We start from the raw sequence: 18,153 nt of genomic DNA, 5'->3' as shown, positions 1-18,153 counted from the left end.
TCGCTCATCGTAAACGACGGGCGAGGCCTGCCGATTCGCCAGGTCGCGTATCTGCGCGCTATCGCCGGCGCCCCGGTGGAAACGCTCATCACCCGCCTGCGCCACGACAACGCCGGGCGCCTGGTCGAACAGCAGGACCCGCGGTTGTCGGTACCCAACTTCGTGAATGTATTCGGCTTGAGTGAGCAGCCTCTCAAGGTCGACAGCGTCGATGCCGGCCCGAGCCTGACCCTGCCAGGGCTTGCCGGGGAAGAGCTGAGGCGCTGGGATGCGCGGGGCAATCTCTGGTGCACAACCTTCGATGATCAATTGCGGGCGGTGAGGCTCGATGTAAACGCGATGGCCGGCGTAGAAAAGATGACTTACGCCGATGCCACGCAGGATCCCGGTCACAACCTGTGCGGACAGATGATCGAGCTGGAGGACTCATCGGGCTCGGTGAAGTTGCACAGCTTCGCAATGACCGGCCCGGCACTGCGAGAAACCCGCACCTTTCACGATGGCAAAGCGTTTGTCAGCCGTCGCAGTTACAGCCCGCTGGGCGCGGAATTGACGCAGACCGATGCCGGGGGACATCAGCGACTGTCGACATACGACGTGACCGGTCAACTCAATCGGGTGCAGTTGCAAATCAACGGACAGACCACCTGGCAAACCGTGTTGCAGGATGCGCAGTACAGCGCCTCCGGGCAGATCATCGAACAACAGGCCGGCAACGGTGTGACCAGCCACTGGCATTACCGCGCCGCCGACGGGCGCCTGCATCGCCACTGCGCGCAGAAGGGCTCGGGACCGGTGCTTCTGGATTTCGAGTATGAATACGACCGGATGGGCAACATCACCCGCATTCTCGATCACGCCTACACGCCGACTTACTTTCGCAACCAGCGGGTCGAGGGTCACCAGACGTTCGATTACGACACGTTGTACCGACTGATGCGCGCCACCGGCTACAGCGACGCTCCGCCCTCGGACAACATCGGACCGCCACAACCGACCGACCCCGCCGACCGGCGCAGTTACGTCGAGCACTACAAATACGACCACGGCGACAATCTCGTCAAGACCACCCACGTGCGCGACGCCACCAGCCACACCTTCGAGATGTTCATCGACCCCGTCAGCAACCGCGGCGTGCGTTGGAAACCCGGTGATCCGCCACCGGATTTCAGCCAACTGTTCGACCGTGCCGGCAATCTGCAGGCCCTGCAACCCGGCGTGCCGATGCACTGGAACACCCGCGGCGAACTGGAAAAGGTGACGCTCATCGATCGCAATGGCGGCCGCGCAAACGACGAAGAGTATTACCGCTACAGCCAGGGCCAGCGGGTCTACAAACGCCACGACACCCACACAACGAAAGTCAGTCACTTTCATGAAGTGCGCTATTTGCCGGGGCTGGAGATCCGCACCAAGCACAACGGCGAGGAGTTGCACGTCATCACGCTCGACATCGGACCTGGCGGAGCGCGCTGCCTGCACTGGAAGAAAGATCCGGCAAACATCGGCGCCGACCAGCTGCGATTCACGCTGCCGGACCACCTGGGTTCGGCTGTCAGGGAACTCGATACACAGGCGCGATTGATCACCGACGAGCGCTATCTGCCATTCGGCGGCACCGCTGTTTATACCAGGCACTCCGCCGTGGAGGTCGATTACAAGACCGTCCGTTACTCGGGCAAGGAAATGGATGTCACCCGGCTGTATGACTACGGCTCCCGCTACTACGCCGACTGGCTGGGGCGCTGGGTCAGTGCCGATCCGGCGGGCACTGTCGACGGACTGAATCTCTATGCGTTCGTGGGGAACAATCCGCTGCGCTTCATTGACCTTCAGGGCATGAACAAGGAAGAAAGCGCCGCCCGCCAGCAGATCACCGAGTATTCGAACCTGCTGTCGGCCACGAACAGTGAACTGAGGAAGCTCAACTACCAGCTCTACAACCTCACTCGTACACGTGATATTTACAAAACCGCCGGCAAGAAATTTCTGTTCAGCCTCGCGTCGTTTGCTGTCGCGATCAAGGCTGGCGCCATCGGAGGGACGATCGCCGGCGGCGCGGCCAGTGTCACCGGGCCCGCAGCGCCGGTTGCTGTCGCGATCAAGGCTGGCGCCATCGGAGGGACGATCGCCGGCGGCGCGGCCAGTGTCACCGGGCCCGCAGCGCCGGTTGCGGTGCCGGTGGCAGCCGCCATCGGCGGAATCATGGCCGCGGAAGCGGCCAGCAAGGTCATGGAAAAGCTCGGCGATGAAACCACTCTGGGCTACACCATCCTGCCCACCCCGTCGGCGCTGTCAGTCGGCCAACTGAAAAACAAGGCCTCGGCACAGCCGTTCAGTGTCACGGCAACCGCCAGAAGCTTCGACCCGAGAACCTCAGCGGGCCTGACCAAAACAGGCATCGAAACCACCGCCAGAGCGGTGGGCAAACACCTCAAGGTGCCCTACCTGAAACCGTCACTGGCCATCTTTCGGCAAGCCGCCGAACTGACCGAAGCGCTGAATGACGCCTGGGGCCAGGGTGATCTGGATCAGCTCAGTGCGCGACTCGACGAACTGTCGATTCACCTCGACCGGGAGGAAGCCACGGCCCTGCAAAACATCACCGCTCTGGCGAACGCAGATCCCGCGCCGGTGCGACTGGAGGGAGCCATGTCGTTGCCGCAAAAAACGGACAACAATTTGCCCGCCCTTGAACAGAAAATGAAGATTGGACGCGCAGCGATCAAGCAATCCAGAAACCTGTTGAGCCGAGTCTCGGCCCATATCGAGCAGCGACAACACGCGGCCTGAGTCAACGTTGGTGGCCGCAGCCGTGCTATCGTGCCGGCCCGACTATCAGCGTTTGCCAAAGCATGCTCGCGACCTCTCGCTTCCTGCGCATGACCCTTTATGCGTTTCTCATTCTTGCCGGCGCCGCGCTTGCCGCGACGCTCGCGATCCGCCACGCCGAGCGCCAGGCGCTGGAAGAAGACGCGGCCCGGGCCAATCAGCAACTGGCGCTGTACGCCAACTCGCTGCACACCCTGATCGACCGCTATCGTGCCCTGCCCGCCGTGCTCGCACTGGACCCGCAATTGCGTGCGGCGCTGGCCGGTCCCGTGAGCGCCGAACAGCAAACGGCGCTCAATCTGAAGCTGGAAAAGATCAACGGTGCCGCACAGTCCTCGACCCTGGAACTGCTCGACCGCACCGGGCTCGCGGTGGCCGCCAGCAACTGGCGTCTGCCCAGCAGTTATGTCGGCCACAACTATGGATTCCGTCCCTATTTCAGCCAGACCCGAACTCAGGGCACCGGGCGTTTCTACGCGGTCGGCGTAACCAGCGGAATCCCCGGTTACTTCTTGTCCAGCGCGGTGCTCGGCGACAACGGCGAGTTCCTCGGGGCGATGGTGGTCAAGCTCGAATTTCCCGAACTTGAACGCGAATGGAGCCAGGGCAGTGACACCCTGCTGGTCAGCGATGCGCGCGGGATCATCTTCATCGCCAACCAGCCCGGCTGGCGCTATCGCCTGCTACACCCGTTGAGTCCGGCCGATTACCGCGAGATCAAGGCCACCCGCCAATACGATAAACAGTCGCTGGTGCCGTTGACGCATCTGGCGCTGCGCAGCTTCGACGACAACAGTGATCTGCGCCGCGTCGAAGGCCCGCAAGGCACGGCGGATTACCTGTGGGAATCGCTGCCGCTGACCGCCGAAGGCTGGACGCTGCATCTGCTGCGCCGCCCGCAAGTGTCCTTCGAAGACCAGCGCAATGCCGGCCTCGCCGCTGCCGGGGTATGGCTGGCGCTGGTGTTCCTGTTGCTGTTTCTCAACCAGCGCTGGCGTCTGGCGAAGATGCGCCAGCGCAGCCGCGAAGAGCTCGAGCAACTGGTCGAGGAGCGTACCCGCGATTTGCGCACGGCGCAGGACGGCCTGGTGCAGTCGGCCAAGCTTGCGGCACTCGGGCAGATGTCCGCGGCGCTGGCCCACGAAATCAATCAGCCGCTGACCGCCCAGCGCATGCAGCTTGCAACTCTGAGGCTGCTGCTCGATCACGGTCGGGTCGATGACGCCTACAAGGCGCTCAAACCGGTGGATGAAATGCTCACGCGCATGGCCGCCCTCACCGGCCACCTGAAAACCTTTGCCCGCAAGAGCCCCAGCGGCCTGCGCGAACGGCTGGATCTGGCGACGGTGGTCGATCAGGCCCTGCAATTGCTCGATGCGCGCCTGCGCGATGAACAGGTCAGCCTGGTGCTGCACCTGACCCGTCCGGCGTGGGTCCGCGGCGATGCCATTCGCCTGGAGCAGGTGTTGATCAACCTGCTGCGCAACGCCCTCGATGCGATGCAGGGCAAGCCTTGCAAGCGTCTGGAAATCCGCCTGGAAGTCGACGAGCAACTGTGGCGCCTTAGCGTTATCGACAACGGCGGCGGCATCGCCGAAGCTCATCTGGGTCAGGTGTTCGATCCGTTCTTCACCACTAAACCGGTGGGTGACGGGCTGGGTCTGGGGCTGGCGGTTTCCTTCGCCATCGTCCATGAGTCCGGCGGGCGCCTGTGCGCCGAGAATGGTGACAACGGTGCGGTGTTCAGCCTGACCTTGCCGATCGATCTGGAGGCACACATCTGATGCTCAATTCGGTGATGGTGGTCGATGACGAAAGCAGCATTCGCAGTGCCGTCGAACAATGGCTGAGCCTGTCCGGGTTCCAGGTGCAGCTGTTCAGCCGCGCCGAGGAATGTCTGGCAGCACTGCCCAAGCACTTTGCCGGGGTGATCCTCAGCGATGTGCGCATGCCGGGCCTCAGCGGTCTTGAGCTGCTGGCCGAAGTGCAGCGCCGCGATGCCGACCTGCCGGTGATTCTGCTGACCGGCCACGGCGATGTGCCGATGGCGGTCGAAGCGATGCGCGACGGCGCCTACGACTTTCTGGAAAAACCCTTCAGCCCCGAAACCCTGCTCGGCAGCCTGCGCCGGGCGCTGGACAAGCGTCGGCTGGTGCTGGAAAACCGCGCCCTGCACGAACAGGCCGATAACCGCGCCAGACTCGATGCCACGCTGCTGGGTGTGTCCCGTGGCTTGCAGACCTTGCGCCGGCAGGTGCTGGATCTGGCGACGCTGCCGGTCAACGTGTTGATCCGTGGCGAAACCGGCAGCGGCAAGGAACTGGTCGCCCGCTGCCTGCACGACTTCGGCCCGCGCGCCGACAAGCCGTTCGTGGCGCTGAACTGCGCGGCGATCCCCGAGCAACTGTTCGAAGCCGAATTGTTCGGACATGAGAGCGGCGCATTCACCGGGGCCTCGGGCAAGCGCATCGGCAAGCTGGAATACGCCGATGGCGGCACGCTGTTTCTTGATGAAATCGAAAGCATGCCGCTGGCCCAGCAAGTGAAACTGCTGCGGGTGTTGCAGGAGCAGAAGCTGGAACGGCTGGGATCGAACCAGAGCATTCGGGTGGACTTGCGCATCGTCGCCGCGACCAAACCCGATTTGCTGGATGAAGCGCGGGCCGGGCGTTTTCGCGAGGATTTGGCGTATCGCCTGAACGTCGCCGAATTGCGCCTGCCGCCATTGCGTGATCGTCGCGAGGACATTCCGCTGTTGTTCGAGTCCTTCGCCCAGAGTGCCGCCGAGCGACTGGGCCGGACCTTTGCGCCGCTCAGTGGCGCGCAATTGAGCCACCTGCTGAGTCATGACTGGCCGGGCAATGTTCGCGAGTTGGCGAACGTCGCCGAGCGGCAGGTGCTGGGGCTGGATGAACCGGTGCACGGCATCGATCCGGGGCAGTCGCTGGCGGCGCAGCAAGAGGCGTTTGAAGCGCAGTGCCTGCGTGCCGCTTTGACCCGGCACAAGGGGGATGTGAAAGCCGTGCTTGAGGAACTGCAACTGCCGCGTCGCACCTTCAATGAAAAGATGCAGCGCCATGGTCTGACCCGGGAAATGTTCGTACCCGAATGAATCGTTCCCACGCAGAGTGGAACGATCAGATAGGCGAAAATCCGCTTACTCATTCCGGATCATCGGCAAAAAACCGCTCAACCCATCTGCCCAGCCCCTCTAAACCGGCCCTCCCCCCGTTGGCACAGCTCCTGCTATAGCCCTCGCAGGCTGCGTTTCAACGCGCTCCACAAAAACAATTAAACGAAGGATCCTTCAATGGATAACTCCAACGCCCTGCCCCTTGGGTCGGCTGCCGTGCCGGCCAAAGAACGAACCACCGCCAGTCGCATCAAGTCGATCTTCAGCGGCTCCGTCGGCAACATGGTCGAGTGGTACGACTGGTACGTCTATGCCGCCTTCTCGCTGTACTTCGCCAAAGCCTTCTTCCCCAAAGGCGACACCACCGCCCAACTGCTCAACACCGCCGCGATCTTCGCCGTGGGCTTCCTGATGCGCCCGATCGGTGGCTGGCTGATGGGCCTGTACGCCGACAAGGTCGGACGCAAAAAAGCCCTGATGGCCTCGGTTTACCTGATGTGCTTCGGCTCGCTGATCATCGCCCTGAGCCCGGGTTATGAAACCATCGGTGTCGGCGCGCCGATCCTGCTGGTGTTCGCCCGCCTGCTGCAAGGCCTGTCGGTCGGTGGCGAATACGGCACCTCGGCGACTTATCTGTCGGAGATGGCGACCAAGGATCGTCGCGGCTTCTTCTCCAGCTTCCAGTACGTGACTTTGATTTCCGGCCAGCTCATCGCGCTGGGCGTGCTGATCGTGCTGCAACAGTTCCTGACCACCGAAGAGCTGTACGCCTGGGGCTGGCGTATTCCGTTCGCCATCGGCGCGCTGTGCGCCATCGTGGCGCTGTACCTGCGTCGCGGCATGGAAGAAACCGAGTCGTTCACCAAGAAGGAAAAGTCCAAGGAAAGCGCCATGCGCACCTTGCTCCGTCATCCGAAGGAACTGCTCACCGTGGTCGGCCTGACCATGGGCGGTACGCTGGCGTTCTACACCTACACCACCTACATGCAGAAATACCTGGTGAACACCGTCGGCATGAGCATCTCCGACTCCACCACCATTTCCGCCGCCACACTGTTCCTGTTCATGTGCCTGCAACCGATCATCGGCGGCCTGTCCGATAAGATCGGTCGTCGCCCGATCCTGATCGCTTTCGGCGTGCTCGGAACGATCTTCACCGTGCCGATCCTGATGACCCTGCACACCATCCAGACCTGGTGGGGCGCGTTCTTCCTGATCATGGCGGCGCTGATCATCGTCAGCGGCTACACCTCGATCAACGCCGTGGTGAAAGCCGAGCTGTTCCCGACCGAAATCCGCGCCCTGGGCGTCGGCCTGCCGTACGCGCTGACCGTGTCGATCTTCGGCGGCACCGCCGAATACATCGCGCTGTGGTTCAAGAGCATCGGCATGGAAACCGGTTACTACTGGTACGTGACCGCCTGCATCGCGGTGTCCCTGCTGGTGTACATCACCATGAAAGACACCCGGAAACACTCGCGGATCGTCACTGACTGATCCCGCAACGCCAATCAAAAAAGGGGCAGACCTTCGCGGGTCTGCCCCTTTTTCATTGGCCGATCAGCGGTTCCCGGTGATTAATCGCTGGTTAATTCGCCGAAGCGATCCTGCACCTGCCTGAATCGATCACAGTCGCCACGCCCCGTCGAGCACCCTCTGCGATGTGGTTTGCGGGCCTTAATATCGACTTAATCGATTGTTATCAGCATTATTTTGCTCTTTTTAATCAATTTAATTGGCGCAGCATGAACCCCATGCGAAACACATCGCCAACGAATAAAGAATCTGGAGAACGACCATGAAAACCAAACTGATCCTCGCCCTGACCCTGTCCGTACTGGCCGCCAACACCTTCGCCGCCGATGGCTCGGACAAAACCAAATCCGCCGACTTCATTTCCGGCGCCAGCGCTGCCATCGAAACCAGCCACACCGGCACCTACGCTGCCGACGGCTTCGATAAAACCAACGTCGGCAAAGCCGTCGCTGCTGATGGTTTCGACAAGACCGGTACTGCCAACGCCATCGCTGCCGACGGTTTTGACAAGACCGGTACTGCCAACGCCATCGCTGCCGACGGTTTTGACAAGACCGGTACCGCCAACGCCATCGCTGCCGACGGTTTCGACAAGACCGGTACTGCCGCTGCCATCAGTTGATCGCGGGATACACACACCACAGCCCGGCTTCGGCCGGGCTTAGTCATGTCTGGAGGACTGGAAATCAGCCGCCCGTCCTTGCACTATGGCCGCTTTCTGAAAGCCGTTTCCAGGATCCCCCGCCATGCCCGATGACATCCATTTCTACGAACCGGCCAACGGCCACGGTCTGCCCCACGATCCGTTCAACGCCATCGTCGGCCCGCGTCCCATCGGCTGGATTTCTTCGCAGGATGCCGAGGGCCGGCTGAACCTGGCGCCCTACAGTTTCTTCAACGCGTTCAACTACATTCCGCCGATCATCGGGTTCTCCAGCGTCGGTCGCAAAGACAGCCTGAACAACATCGAGCAGACCGGCGAATTCGTCTGGAACCTCGCCACCCGCCCGCTGGCCGAGCAAATGAACCAGAGCTGCGCGATGGTCGGGCCCGAGGTCAACGAGTTCGAACTGGCCGGGCTGACGCCGGTGGCGTCGAAGGTGATTGCTGTGCCGCGCGTGGCCGAAAGCCCGGTGTCCTTCGAGTGCAAGGTCACCCAGATCATTCAGTTGCAGCGCGCCGACGGCGAGACCGTGCCGAGCTGGCTGGTGCTCGGCGAAGTGGTGGCCGTGCACATTGCCAAATGGCTGTTGAAGGACGGGATCTACGACACCGCCGCCGCCGAACCGATTCTGCGGGGCGGCGGGCCGGCGGACTATTTCCAGCTGGGGCCGGAGGCGTTGTTCAAGATGTGGCGCCCGGGCGCGACGAAGTAAGCGGTTACCAGATCAGCTCGGCGTCGTCGGTGACGCCCTTGAGCTTGTCCAGTTCATTGATCGCGGCGTCATCGGCCGCGATGGCGCCGGAAAAAACCCGATCGTTCAGCAGTTTGTGAAAGCGCGGGGCGCCGCCGTCGACCAGGGCCTTGACGGCGATTGCCGCGTGATAACCCTTGTTGCCGCCCAACTCGACGGGGACTACAGCGGAAACCGCTTCGAAGTGTTCGAACTCTTTACGTGCCATATCGCAGGTCCTGGCTCAGTCAGATAAGCCGGACATTAAACATTCAACCGGCGAGTTTGTGTATCGGCGCAGTGCATTGCCCTACGGCCTGTGCAGCCGAGACTTCCTTGAACGTGTGGAAATCCAGGCTGTTGACCACCAGGTCCTGCACCAGCTCGGCAAAGATTTCCATCGTCGGACTGCTGAAGTACGCGGTCATCGATTGCTGGTTGCTCCAGAAACCGGAGACCAGCCACAAATCCGGATCGCACTGCGAATGCTGCAAGGAGAAGCTCAGGCAACCGGGGGCGGCGCGGGACGGTTCGATCAGGGCGCTCAGGCGCATGCCGAGTTCCGCCGAGCGTCCGGCACGCGCTCGAACGAAGGCCATATGACTGACGGGAATCTGCTTGGACATGTTCAACCCTCCCAGGGAGTCGCGTGGCAGCCGGGAACGGGCTGCGACAGGATTGAAGGTTAAGGGCGGCCCCCTGTTCGCCGTTAGTCGATTCCTGCCGTCGCGTTGCACAATCCTGCGAGACTGTCTTGCAGACCTGTAACAAGTCGTGAATTCCTGTCACCGTCCTGTCACACCGGTTTCGGGCAACGCTGACGACCTGCGTCCTGCTATGGCTGGACGGGCCAACAACCCAATGCAGGATCAGGCAAGCATTTCGCAGGATGTGTCTACCGCCCTGGCTTGCACAAACTTATGCTCTGCCCCATTCCACCGACTTTGCCGAGGATGCCGCACGTGACGTCATTCGATCGTTTTCAAGCGCCAGCCGATGCCGACATGGAAAAGCAGCGCGCGGAACTGGCGGCCATCATTCGCCGCAACACATCCGAAGATGGCAGTTATGCCACCGCCGTCGACTCACTGTTCATGTCGCGCCACACAAAATCCCACGATTTCGCCCCGGTGCTCGCGCAACCGGCGCTGTGCATCATGGCCCAGGGGCGCAAAGAGGTACGGCTGGCGGACGAATTCTTCAATTACGACCCGCTCAATTACCTGGTGGTGTCGGTTTCGATGCCGTTGAGCGGGCGGGTGGTGAATGTCTCGCCCGAGGAGCCGATCCTCGCCGTGCGCCTGGACATTGATCCTGCGCAAATCACCGCGCTGATCGCCGACGCCGGCCCGATGGGCGTACCGACCCGACCGACCGGGCGTGGTTTGTATGTGGAAAAAATCGACAGCGCGATGCTCGATGCGGTGCTGCGTCTGGCGCGTCTGCTCGACGCGCCGAAAGACATCGCCATGCTCGCGCCGCTGATCCGCCGGGAAATTCTCTATCGCCTGCTGCGCAGCCCGCAGGGCCATCGCCTGTACGAAATCGCCATCGCCAACAGCCAGAGTCACCGCATCAGCCAGGCGATCAAATGGCTCAACGGCAACTTCGAACAGCCGCTGCGCATTGATGATCTGGCGAAGGAAGTGAACCTCAGCGTCTCGACCCTGCATCACCGTTTCAAGGCGATGACGGCGATGAGCCCGTTGCAGTATCAGAAGCAGCTGCGCCTGCAAGAGGCGCGGCGCCTGATGCTGACCGAAGGGCTGGAGGCGTCGGCGGCCGGGTATCGCGTGGGCTATGAAAGCCCGTCGCAGTTCAGCCGCGAGTACAGCCGGTTGTTTGGCGCGCCGCCATTGCGGGATCTGGCGCGCCTGAGATTGAGTGTCTGATCAGGCGCCCAACACGCGACACGCCTCACTCGGCAACGTCACCGAAACCGGATGCCCGATCCCCAGCCCGATGCCCTGACACGGCGTGCTCAGCGCCGTGAAGGTCACGCCGGAACATTCCACCGTGGTCTCGATGGTCGCGCCGATATCCCGCACGAACGTCACCTTGCCCAGCAAGCGATTGCCCGCCGTGGCCTGCGGCGCTGAGAGTTGCAGGTCTTCGGGGCGGATCAGCATTTTCACTTTCTGCCCGACCACGATGCTGCTGCAGATCGGCACTTGCAGCGCATCGCCGCCCGGCAGCACGACCTTGCCATCGCCCAGTGCGGTGGCCGGAAAAATATTCCCCGAGCCGATAAAGTCCGCGACGAATTCGTTGGCCGGATGCCGATAGATTTCAATCGGCGTGCCCACCTGCTGCACCCGATGCTCGCCCAGCACCACCACGATATCGGCCATGGTCATGGCTTCGCGCTGATCGTGGGTGACCATGATCGTGGTGATGTTCAGGCGTTGTTGCAGTTGCCGGATTTCCACCTGCATGGACTCGCGCAACTTGGCATCCAGCGCCGACAGCGGTTCGTCGAGCAACAGGATTTTCGGGTGCGAGGCAATTGCCCGGGCAATCGCCACCCGCTGGCGCTGACCGCCGGACAGTTTTGCCACCGGGCGATCGATCATCGGTTGCAGCTGGATCAGCTCCAGCAACTCCACCACCCGCGCCTGTTGATCGGCTTTGCTCACACCGCGCAGTTTCAGCGGATAGGCGATGTTCTCGCCCACGGTCATGTGCGGGAACAGCGCCAGCGACTGGAACACCATGCCGAAGTTGCGCAGGTGCGCCGGGGTGCGGCCGATGTCCTCGCCGTCCAGGCGGATCTCGCCGCCGGTGAGGGTTTCCAGCCCGGCGATCATTCGCAGCAGCGTAGTCTTGCCGCAGCCCGACGGGCCGAGAAAGCACACCAGTTTGCCTTCGGGCAAATGCAGGTTGACGTCCTTTACCGCGCAGGCCGAGCCGTAGTGTTTCTCGACGTTTTCCAGAATCAGACCAGACATAACTCACCTCAAGAAATCAGAACGAAACGCCGCCTTCACCGACCAGCTTCTCCAGCGCCCAGATCAGGACGAAGTCGATCAGCACGATCAGCACGGCAAACGAGAACACGGTAGGGTCAAGCGATGACACGGTGCGGCTGTACATCCAGATCGGCACGGTCATGACGTCGATGGTGTAGAGGAAATAGGTCACGGCGAATTCGTTGAACGAGACGATGAACGCCAGCAGCATCCCCGCCAGAATCCCCGACTTCATCAACGGCACCACCACATCGACGATGGCGCGCAGCGGCGAGGCGCCGAGCATTTGCGCCGCCTCTTCGACTTCGCTGCCGATCGAAAGCATGGCCGCGGTGCAGTTCTTCACCACGAACGGCAGCGCCAGAATCACGTGGGCAATCACCAGCCGTGAGGTGGTCATGTGGAACGGCAGGCTGTCGAACACCAGCAGCAAAGCCAGCCCCAGCACCACCATCGGAAACACCAGCGGCAGCGACATCAATTGCAGCGCCACACCCTTGCCACGGAACTCGCAACGGGTCAGCGCGTACGCCGCCGGCACCGCGATCAACGTGGCGAAAATCATCGTCAGGCACGCTACCAGCAAACTGGTGCCCATGGCCTGGCCGAGGCTCAGCACATCGCTGGCATCGGGCGAGACGAAGGTGTGCCACGCCGCCTTGTACCACTGCAGGCTGTAGCTGCTCGGCGGGAAGTCGAGGTTCGACGCGCCGCTGAACGACATCACGATCATGGTCAGAATCGGCAACACCGCCAGCAGCAGAATGAACCCGGAAAGGATGCCGGCCAATTTGCCGGTATCGCCCGGCAACAGCGACTGACGCTTCTTGGACAGGGCACTCATTGCGAAGCCTCCAGCAGACGGCGACGGCGGCCGGTGATGTATTCGGACAAGGTCATGATGGCGAGCGTGGTGACGATCAGCACCACCCCGGCAGCGGACGCGGCGGGCCAGTTCATCAGCGGGGCGATCTGGTCATGCACCATCACCGCCAGCATCGGCACGCGCCGACCGCCGAGCAGCAGCGGCACCACGAAGCTGCTGGCGTTGTAGGCGAATACCAGCGTTGCGCCGGTGATGATCCCCGGCAGGCTCATTGGCAACACCACTTGACGGAACACTTGAAAACGACTGGCGCCGAGGGTGGCGGCAGCTTCTTCGTAGCTGCGGGCGACGCCGCGCATGGCGCTGGCAATCGGCAGCACGGCCAGCGGAAACGCGGTCTGCACCAGGCCCATCAACACACCGTTCTGGTTGTACAGCAACATGATCGGGCGCTTGATCAGACCCAGACCCATCAGGGTCTGGTTGAGCATGCCGCCGGGGCCGAGGATCACCAGCCAGCCGTAGCTTTGCAGCAGCAGGTTGACCAGCAGCGGCAACAGCACCGCCGCCAGAAAGATCCGCCGCACGAACGGCGAGGTCAGGCGCGACATGGTGTAGGCCACCGGGATCGCCAGCACCACCGCGATCACCGCGCTGATTAACGCCAGACGCAAGGTCAGCAGCAACGATTTGAGGTAGTAGGGTTCGAGCAACTGGGCGTAGCTGGCCAGGCTGAAACCGCTCCACTCCGAGCCTTTGGTGCCGACGCTCATGCGCAGCACCAGCAGGCTGGCGGCAATCAGCACGCCGAGAAACAGCATCGACGGCGTGAGAAAAAACCACGCCCGCGCAGTCGGCGAAACACCTCGCGCCGGGCGCACGTCACCCGCGCCAACCGGTTGGGTCAGGGATTGATGTTCCATAGCAATGATCTCGTCAATGGAGAACGAATCTCCCGGGCACCCCGATCATGCGGTGCCCCGGAAGGTCGGCGTCAGGAAGAAAAGATTTCCGTATAGCGACGAATCCACTGGTCATGCACGGTCGCCAGGAAGGCGTTGTCGTGCATGATCGCCTTCTCCGCGATCTGCTCCGGGGTGAGGATGAACGGGCTCTTGCGCGCTTCGGCGGAGATGATCGCCTTGGCGTTGACCGGGCCGTTGAAGATGTCTTCGGCCATCTTGCCCTGCACCAGCGGGTCGAGGGAGTGGTCGATGAAGGCGTAGGCCAGGTCGGTGTCGCCCGGACGGTGCTTCGGCATCACCGAGAGCATCAGGTCGGTGTAGAAACCTTCCTTCATGCCGAACGTGGCGCCCAGGCCATAGTTCGGGTCGCGGATCTGCTTGGGGAAAAACGCGGGAGCGTAGAGACCGCCCATGTCCAGGGAACCGGTGCGGAACAACTCGGCAATCTGGTTGGGGTTTTCACCCAGGGTCACCACGCGGTCTTTCAGCTCCGCGAGTTTCTTGAAGCCTGGCTCGATGTTGTGCTCGTCACCACCGGCCAGTTTGGCGGCGATGATGATCAGGTCCATGGCTTCGGTCCAGTTCGGCGGCGGCAGGAAAATGTTCGGCGCCAGATCAGCGTCCCACAGCGCGGCGTAACTGTCCGGTGCGCTGCTCTGGGTGCGAGTGCTGTAGACCAGACTGTTGCACCACAGCAGGTAGCCGATGCCGTGACCGTTGGCGCCGGTGCGGTATTTTTCCGGGACGTCGACCAGGTTGGGAATGCGGTTGAGATCAGGTTTTTCCAGCAGCCCGGCAGCGGCCAGACCTTCGGCGCCAACGCCCGCCAGGGTGATGATGTCGTACTGCGGACGGTCACCGCCGGCCTTGAGCTTGGCGACCATTTCCGAGGTGCTGCCGGTGCGGTCGGCAATCACTTTGGCACCGGTCTTGGCTTCGAACGTTGCGGCGATATTGCGCAGTGCGGCCAGGCCGGTGTCATCGGACCAGGTCAGCAGGCGCAGGGTCTTGCCGGCAAAGCGGGTGTCGCTGGCACTGGCCCGGATGAAGGGCATGCTCATGGCCGCCGCAGCCACCGAGGCCACGCCGACGGTTTTGATGAATTGACGCCTGTTCAGATCGTGCTCGCCCATTTGGGACTCCCATTATTCTTGTAAGTACGAGACTGGTCGCAACCCTTGCATCTGCTTGACCGATATGGCTCAAGCGCCCGGTTTCAAAGGGCTTGAGCGTGGTCTGCGGGTTCATCCTGAGGTCGTGCAAAACACCTGACTATCGATAAAAACTCATTGAAGCCATGACGCCGGCGCATGCCTCGTTGCGAGGCATGCGCTGACCTTTTTCGGGCATTCAGAGCGCGCGGATCACGTGCTTGATTTCCTGAAATGCCGCCAGGCCCCACGGCCCCAACTCGCGGCCGATGCTGCTCTGTTTGTAGCCGCCCCACGCGGTCTGCGGGAAGATCACCTGCGGCGCGTTGAGCCACACCAGCCCCGCCTGCAAGGCGTTCGCGACCCGGTCCGCCGTCTCTGCGTTACGCGTCACCACACTCGCCACCAGACCAAACTGAGTGTCGTTGGCCAGGGCAATCGCCTCTTGTTCCGAAGCGAAACTGCGCACGCAGATCACCGGGCCGAAAATTTCTTCACACCACAGCGCACTGTCCAGGGGCACTTCGGTGAAGATCGTCGGCTGCAAGAAATATCCACGCGCAAGATGCGCCGGGCGATTGCCGCCGCAGATCAGCTTGGCTCCGACGCTGAGGCCACGGTCGATGTGACCGAGCACACGTTGGTACTGCGCCTGATTGACCAGCGCGCCCATCTCGACTTCAGGATCGAACGGATCGGCCACCCGGATTTTTTCCGCGCGGGCCTTCAGACGAATCAGGAATTCATCGGCGATTTCATCGGCGACCAGCACCCTGCTGGTGGCCGAGCACATCTGCCCGGCGTTGAAGAAACCGCCACCGCAGGCAAGCTCCACCGCCAGATCAAGGTCGGCGTCTTCGAGGATCAGCAACGAGGATTTGCCGCCCAGTTCCAGGCTCACGCCCTTCACGGTTTCCGCGGCGCGTTGCATCACTTGCACGCCGACGGCGTTGCTGCCGGTGAAGGAAACCTTGGCGATGCGCGGGTCCGCCGACAGCGGCGCACCGACCGCCAGACCGGTGCCGCACACCAGGTTGAACACGCCTTTGGGCAGACCGGATTCGGCGATGATGGTCGCCAGTTCCAGCTCCGGCAGCGGCGTGACTTCCGACGGCTTGAGCACCACGCAGCAACCGGCGGCCAGGGCCGGGGCAAGTTTCCACGCGGTGGTGACCATCGGGAAATTCCACGGCACGATCAGCCCGACCACACCACACGGTTCGCGGCGCAGACGTGCGCTGAAGTCGTCGCTGGGCAGCGGCACGTTGCTGTCCTGTTTCGCATCGAGACCTTCGGCGAGTTCGGCGTAGTACTCGAAGGTGGCGATCACGTCGTCTACATCGATGCCCGCTTCGAACTGCGGTTTGCCGTTGTTGCTCGACTGCAACTTCATCAGATGTTCGCGGCCGTTGCGCACGCCATTGGCGATGTTGCGCAGGATCGCGCCGCGCTCGATGCCGGTGGTTTTCGACCAGCCCTTGAAGGCTTCAGTCGCTGCCGTTACCGCTTGATTGACGGCGCTTTCGTCACCGCCATTGACCGTGGTCAGCAACGCTTCGGTGGCCGGGTTGATCACGCGCAGATGCTCGCGCCCGGCAGACCATTGACCGTTGATGTACAGGCCGTCGAGTGTGGTCGGGAAGTTCATCATTGGGCCACCGCCTTCATCCATTGGGTCTGGTCGATTTCGATCAGGGTCGGGCCCTGACGATCGGTGGCGGCGCGCAGGGCACTGCGCAGGTGTTCGGCGCTGCTGATCGCCTCGGCCGCGCAGCCCAGAGCCTTGGCCACAGCGATGAAGTCCGGGGTGTAGATGTCGACGCCCACCGGCTCGATGGCGCGGTTGACCATGTATTTCTTGATCTCTTCGTAACCCTGGTTATTCCACAGCAGGATGATTACCGGTGTGCGAGCTTCGACGGCGCTGGCCAGTTCCGGCAGGGTGAATTGCAGACCGCCGTCGCCGATCAGGCACACCACCGGCGGACGCGCGCCGTGTTCGAGGGTGCCGCCAAGCCACGCGCCAATCGCCGCCGGCAAGGCGTAACCGAGGGTGCCGTAACCGGTGGACGAGTTGAACCAGCGGCGCGGGCGCTCCGGGTTGAAGGTGAGGTTGCCGGTGTACACCGGTTGCGTGGAATCTCCGACGAACACCGCGTTCGGCAACTCGTGCAGCACGGTTTCGAGGAAACGGGTCTGGGCCAGGGTCGGTGCGTCCCAGGTCGCGGCCAGGTCTTCACGCAGACGGGCGGCGCGTACCTGACCCCAATCGTTGCGGCGCTCGGCCAGCGATTTGTGCGACAGCGCACTGAGCAGCGCCTGTGCAGCGTTGCGCGAATCGGCGACCAGCGCGACATGTGGCGGGTAGTTGCGCACGGTCTGGTCCGGATCGATATCGACGCGCAGCAGCTTGCCGGGGATTTCGAAACCGCCGGCGAAGGTCACGTCGTAGTCGGTTTCCGCCAGCTCGGTGCCAATCGCGAGCACCACGTCGGCATCGGCTACCAGGGCACGGGTCGCCACCAGGCTCTGAGTCGAACCGATCAGCAGCGGATGGCTGGCCGGCAGCATGCCCTTGGCGTTGATGGTCAGGGCCACGGGTGCGTCGAGCAGTTCAGCCAGTTCGGTGAGCTCGGCAGCCGCGTCAATGGCGCCGCCACCGGCGAGGATCAGCGGACGCTGGGCGCCGGCCAGCAGATCCGTCATGCGGCTCACGGCGGCCGGCGCAGCACCGGCGCGGTCGATGTTGACCGGCACGCTGGCCAGCAATTCATCGGCTTCTTCGACCAACACGTCCAGCGGAATTTCGATGTGCACCGGACGTGGCCGTCCGGCCTGGAACAGCGCAAACGCTCGGGCCAGCACGCCCGGCAATTCGGACGCCGACATCAGGGTGTGGGAGAACGCCGCCACGCCGCCGACCAGTGCGCTCTGGTTCGGCAGTTCATGCAGCTTGCCGCGACCGCCACCCAGTTGGTTGCGCGACTGCACGCTGGAGATCACCAGCATCGGAATCGAATCGGCGTAAGCCTGGCCCATGGCGGTGGTGATGTTGGTCATGCCCGGGCCTGTGATGATGAAGCACACGCCCGGTTTACCGCTGGTGCGGGCGTAGCCGTCGGCCATGAAGCCAGCGCCCTGCTCGTGGCGCGGGGTGACGTGGTTGATGCTCGAACGGGCCAGCCCGCGATACAGCTCCACGGTATGCACCCCGGGAATGCCGAACACCTGCTCGACCCCATAACCTTCGAGTAACTTGACCAGTACTTCGCCACACGTCGCCATGTCTTTGCCCTTCTTGTTCGTTGAGGCACCGGGCTTTAAAGGAACCGGTGATTGGCCTCATT

General features: G+C 62.5%; 15 protein-coding genes. 7 read left to right on the top strand and 8 right to left on the bottom strand.

Annotated elements, in window-relative coordinates; translation table 11 throughout:
• Window positions 1–75: 75 nt before the first annotated feature.
• The 6 genes from L6D81_RS25635 (at window position 76) to L6D81_RS25610 (ending at window position 8,877) form a co-directional block, all read left to right on the top strand.
• Window positions 76–2,793, top strand: a complete 2,718-nt coding sequence (locus L6D81_RS25635; protein WP_236182443.1) for an RHS repeat domain-containing protein — start codon at window positions 76–78, stop codon at window positions 2,791–2,793.
• 62 nt (window positions 2,794–2,855) lie between these two features.
• Window positions 2,856–4,616 (top strand): sensor histidine kinase, encoded by a 1,761-nt coding sequence (locus L6D81_RS25630; RefSeq protein ID WP_236182442.1) that lies wholly within the window; start codon window positions 2,856–2,858, stop codon window positions 4,614–4,616.
• On the top strand, window positions 4,616–5,944 hold the full coding sequence (locus L6D81_RS25625; RefSeq protein WP_236182441.1) for a sigma-54-dependent transcriptional regulator: 1,329 nt from the start codon (window positions 4,616–4,618) through the stop codon (window positions 5,942–5,944). The genes L6D81_RS25630 and L6D81_RS25625 overlap by 1 nt, the downstream gene beginning before the upstream one ends.
• Before the next feature lie 198 nt (window positions 5,945–6,142).
• Window positions 6,143–7,462 (top strand): MFS transporter, encoded by a 1,320-nt coding sequence (locus tag L6D81_RS25620; protein ID WP_236182440.1) that lies wholly within the window; start codon window positions 6,143–6,145, stop codon window positions 7,460–7,462.
• Window positions 7,463–7,763: 301 nt separating this feature from the next.
• A complete protein-coding gene (locus L6D81_RS25615; RefSeq protein WP_064383791.1) occupies window positions 7,764–8,123 on the top strand; it encodes a hypothetical protein in 360 nt (119 codons plus the stop codon).
• A gap of 124 nt (window positions 8,124–8,247) precedes the next feature.
• A complete protein-coding gene (locus L6D81_RS25610; protein ID WP_011335689.1) occupies window positions 8,248–8,877 on the top strand; it encodes a flavin reductase family protein in 630 nt (209 codons plus the stop codon).
• A 4-nt stretch (window positions 8,878–8,881) separates the two neighbouring features.
• Here the strand turns inward: L6D81_RS25610 and L6D81_RS25605 are convergent, their stop codons facing one another.
• Together L6D81_RS25605 and L6D81_RS25600 are read right to left on the bottom strand one after the other, a co-directional pair.
• Window positions 8,882–9,124, bottom strand: a complete 243-nt coding sequence (locus L6D81_RS25605) for a hypothetical protein (RefSeq protein WP_236182439.1) — start codon at window positions 9,122–9,124, stop codon at window positions 8,882–8,884.
• A gap of 43 nt (window positions 9,125–9,167) precedes the next feature.
• On the bottom strand, window positions 9,168–9,521 hold the full coding sequence (locus L6D81_RS25600) for a putative quinol monooxygenase (protein ID WP_236182438.1): 354 nt from the start codon (window positions 9,519–9,521) through the stop codon (window positions 9,168–9,170).
• Window positions 9,522–9,857: 336 nt separating this feature from the next.
• Here L6D81_RS25600 and L6D81_RS25595 point away from each other — a divergent pair, with 336 nt between their 5' ends.
• Complete coding sequence (locus L6D81_RS25595) at window positions 9,858–10,787, top strand: AraC family transcriptional regulator (protein ID WP_236182437.1); 930 nt, start codon at window positions 9,858–9,860, stop codon at window positions 10,785–10,787.
• On the opposite strand, the gene L6D81_RS25590 is transcribed toward L6D81_RS25595, so the two are convergent.
• The 6 genes from L6D81_RS25590 to L6D81_RS25565 all read right to left on the bottom strand — a co-directional run bounded on the left by L6D81_RS25590 (window position 10,788) and on the right by L6D81_RS25565 (window position 18,091).
• Window positions 10,788–11,843: an ABC transporter ATP-binding protein gene (locus tag L6D81_RS25590; protein ID WP_236182436.1), complete on the bottom strand. Its 1,056-nt coding sequence runs from the start codon at window positions 11,841–11,843 to the stop codon at window positions 10,788–10,790.
• Window positions 11,844–11,859: 16 nt separating this feature from the next.
• Entirely contained in the window at window positions 11,860–12,708 is an 849-nt protein-coding gene (locus L6D81_RS25585; protein WP_236182435.1) for an ABC transporter permease, read from the bottom strand.
• Window positions 12,705–13,613, bottom strand: a complete 909-nt coding sequence (locus tag L6D81_RS25580) for an ABC transporter permease (RefSeq protein ID WP_236182434.1) — start codon at window positions 13,611–13,613, stop codon at window positions 12,705–12,707. The genes L6D81_RS25585 and L6D81_RS25580 overlap by 4 nt, the downstream gene beginning before the upstream one ends.
• Window positions 13,614–13,684: 71 nt before the next feature.
• Complete coding sequence (locus L6D81_RS25575) at window positions 13,685–14,788, bottom strand: extracellular solute-binding protein (RefSeq protein WP_236182433.1); 1,104 nt, start codon at window positions 14,786–14,788, stop codon at window positions 13,685–13,687.
• Between the two features lie 217 nt (window positions 14,789–15,005).
• Window positions 15,006–16,454, bottom strand: coding sequence for an aldehyde dehydrogenase family protein (locus L6D81_RS25570; protein ID WP_236182432.1), 1,449 nt, complete (start codon window positions 16,452–16,454; stop codon window positions 15,006–15,008).
• Entirely contained in the window at window positions 16,454–18,091 is a 1,638-nt protein-coding gene (locus tag L6D81_RS25565) for a 5-guanidino-2-oxopentanoate decarboxylase (protein ID WP_236182431.1), read from the bottom strand. Before L6D81_RS25565 ends, L6D81_RS25570 begins: the two co-directional genes overlap by 1 nt.
• Between the last annotated feature and the right edge of the window lie 62 nt (window positions 18,092–18,153).

The organism is Pseudomonas sputi, assembly GCF_021603585.1.
In the GTDB taxonomy this organism is placed as follows: domain Bacteria; phylum Pseudomonadota; class Gammaproteobacteria; order Pseudomonadales; family Pseudomonadaceae; genus Aquipseudomonas; species Aquipseudomonas sputi.
This window is presented reverse-complemented; position numbering and strand designations above follow the sequence as displayed.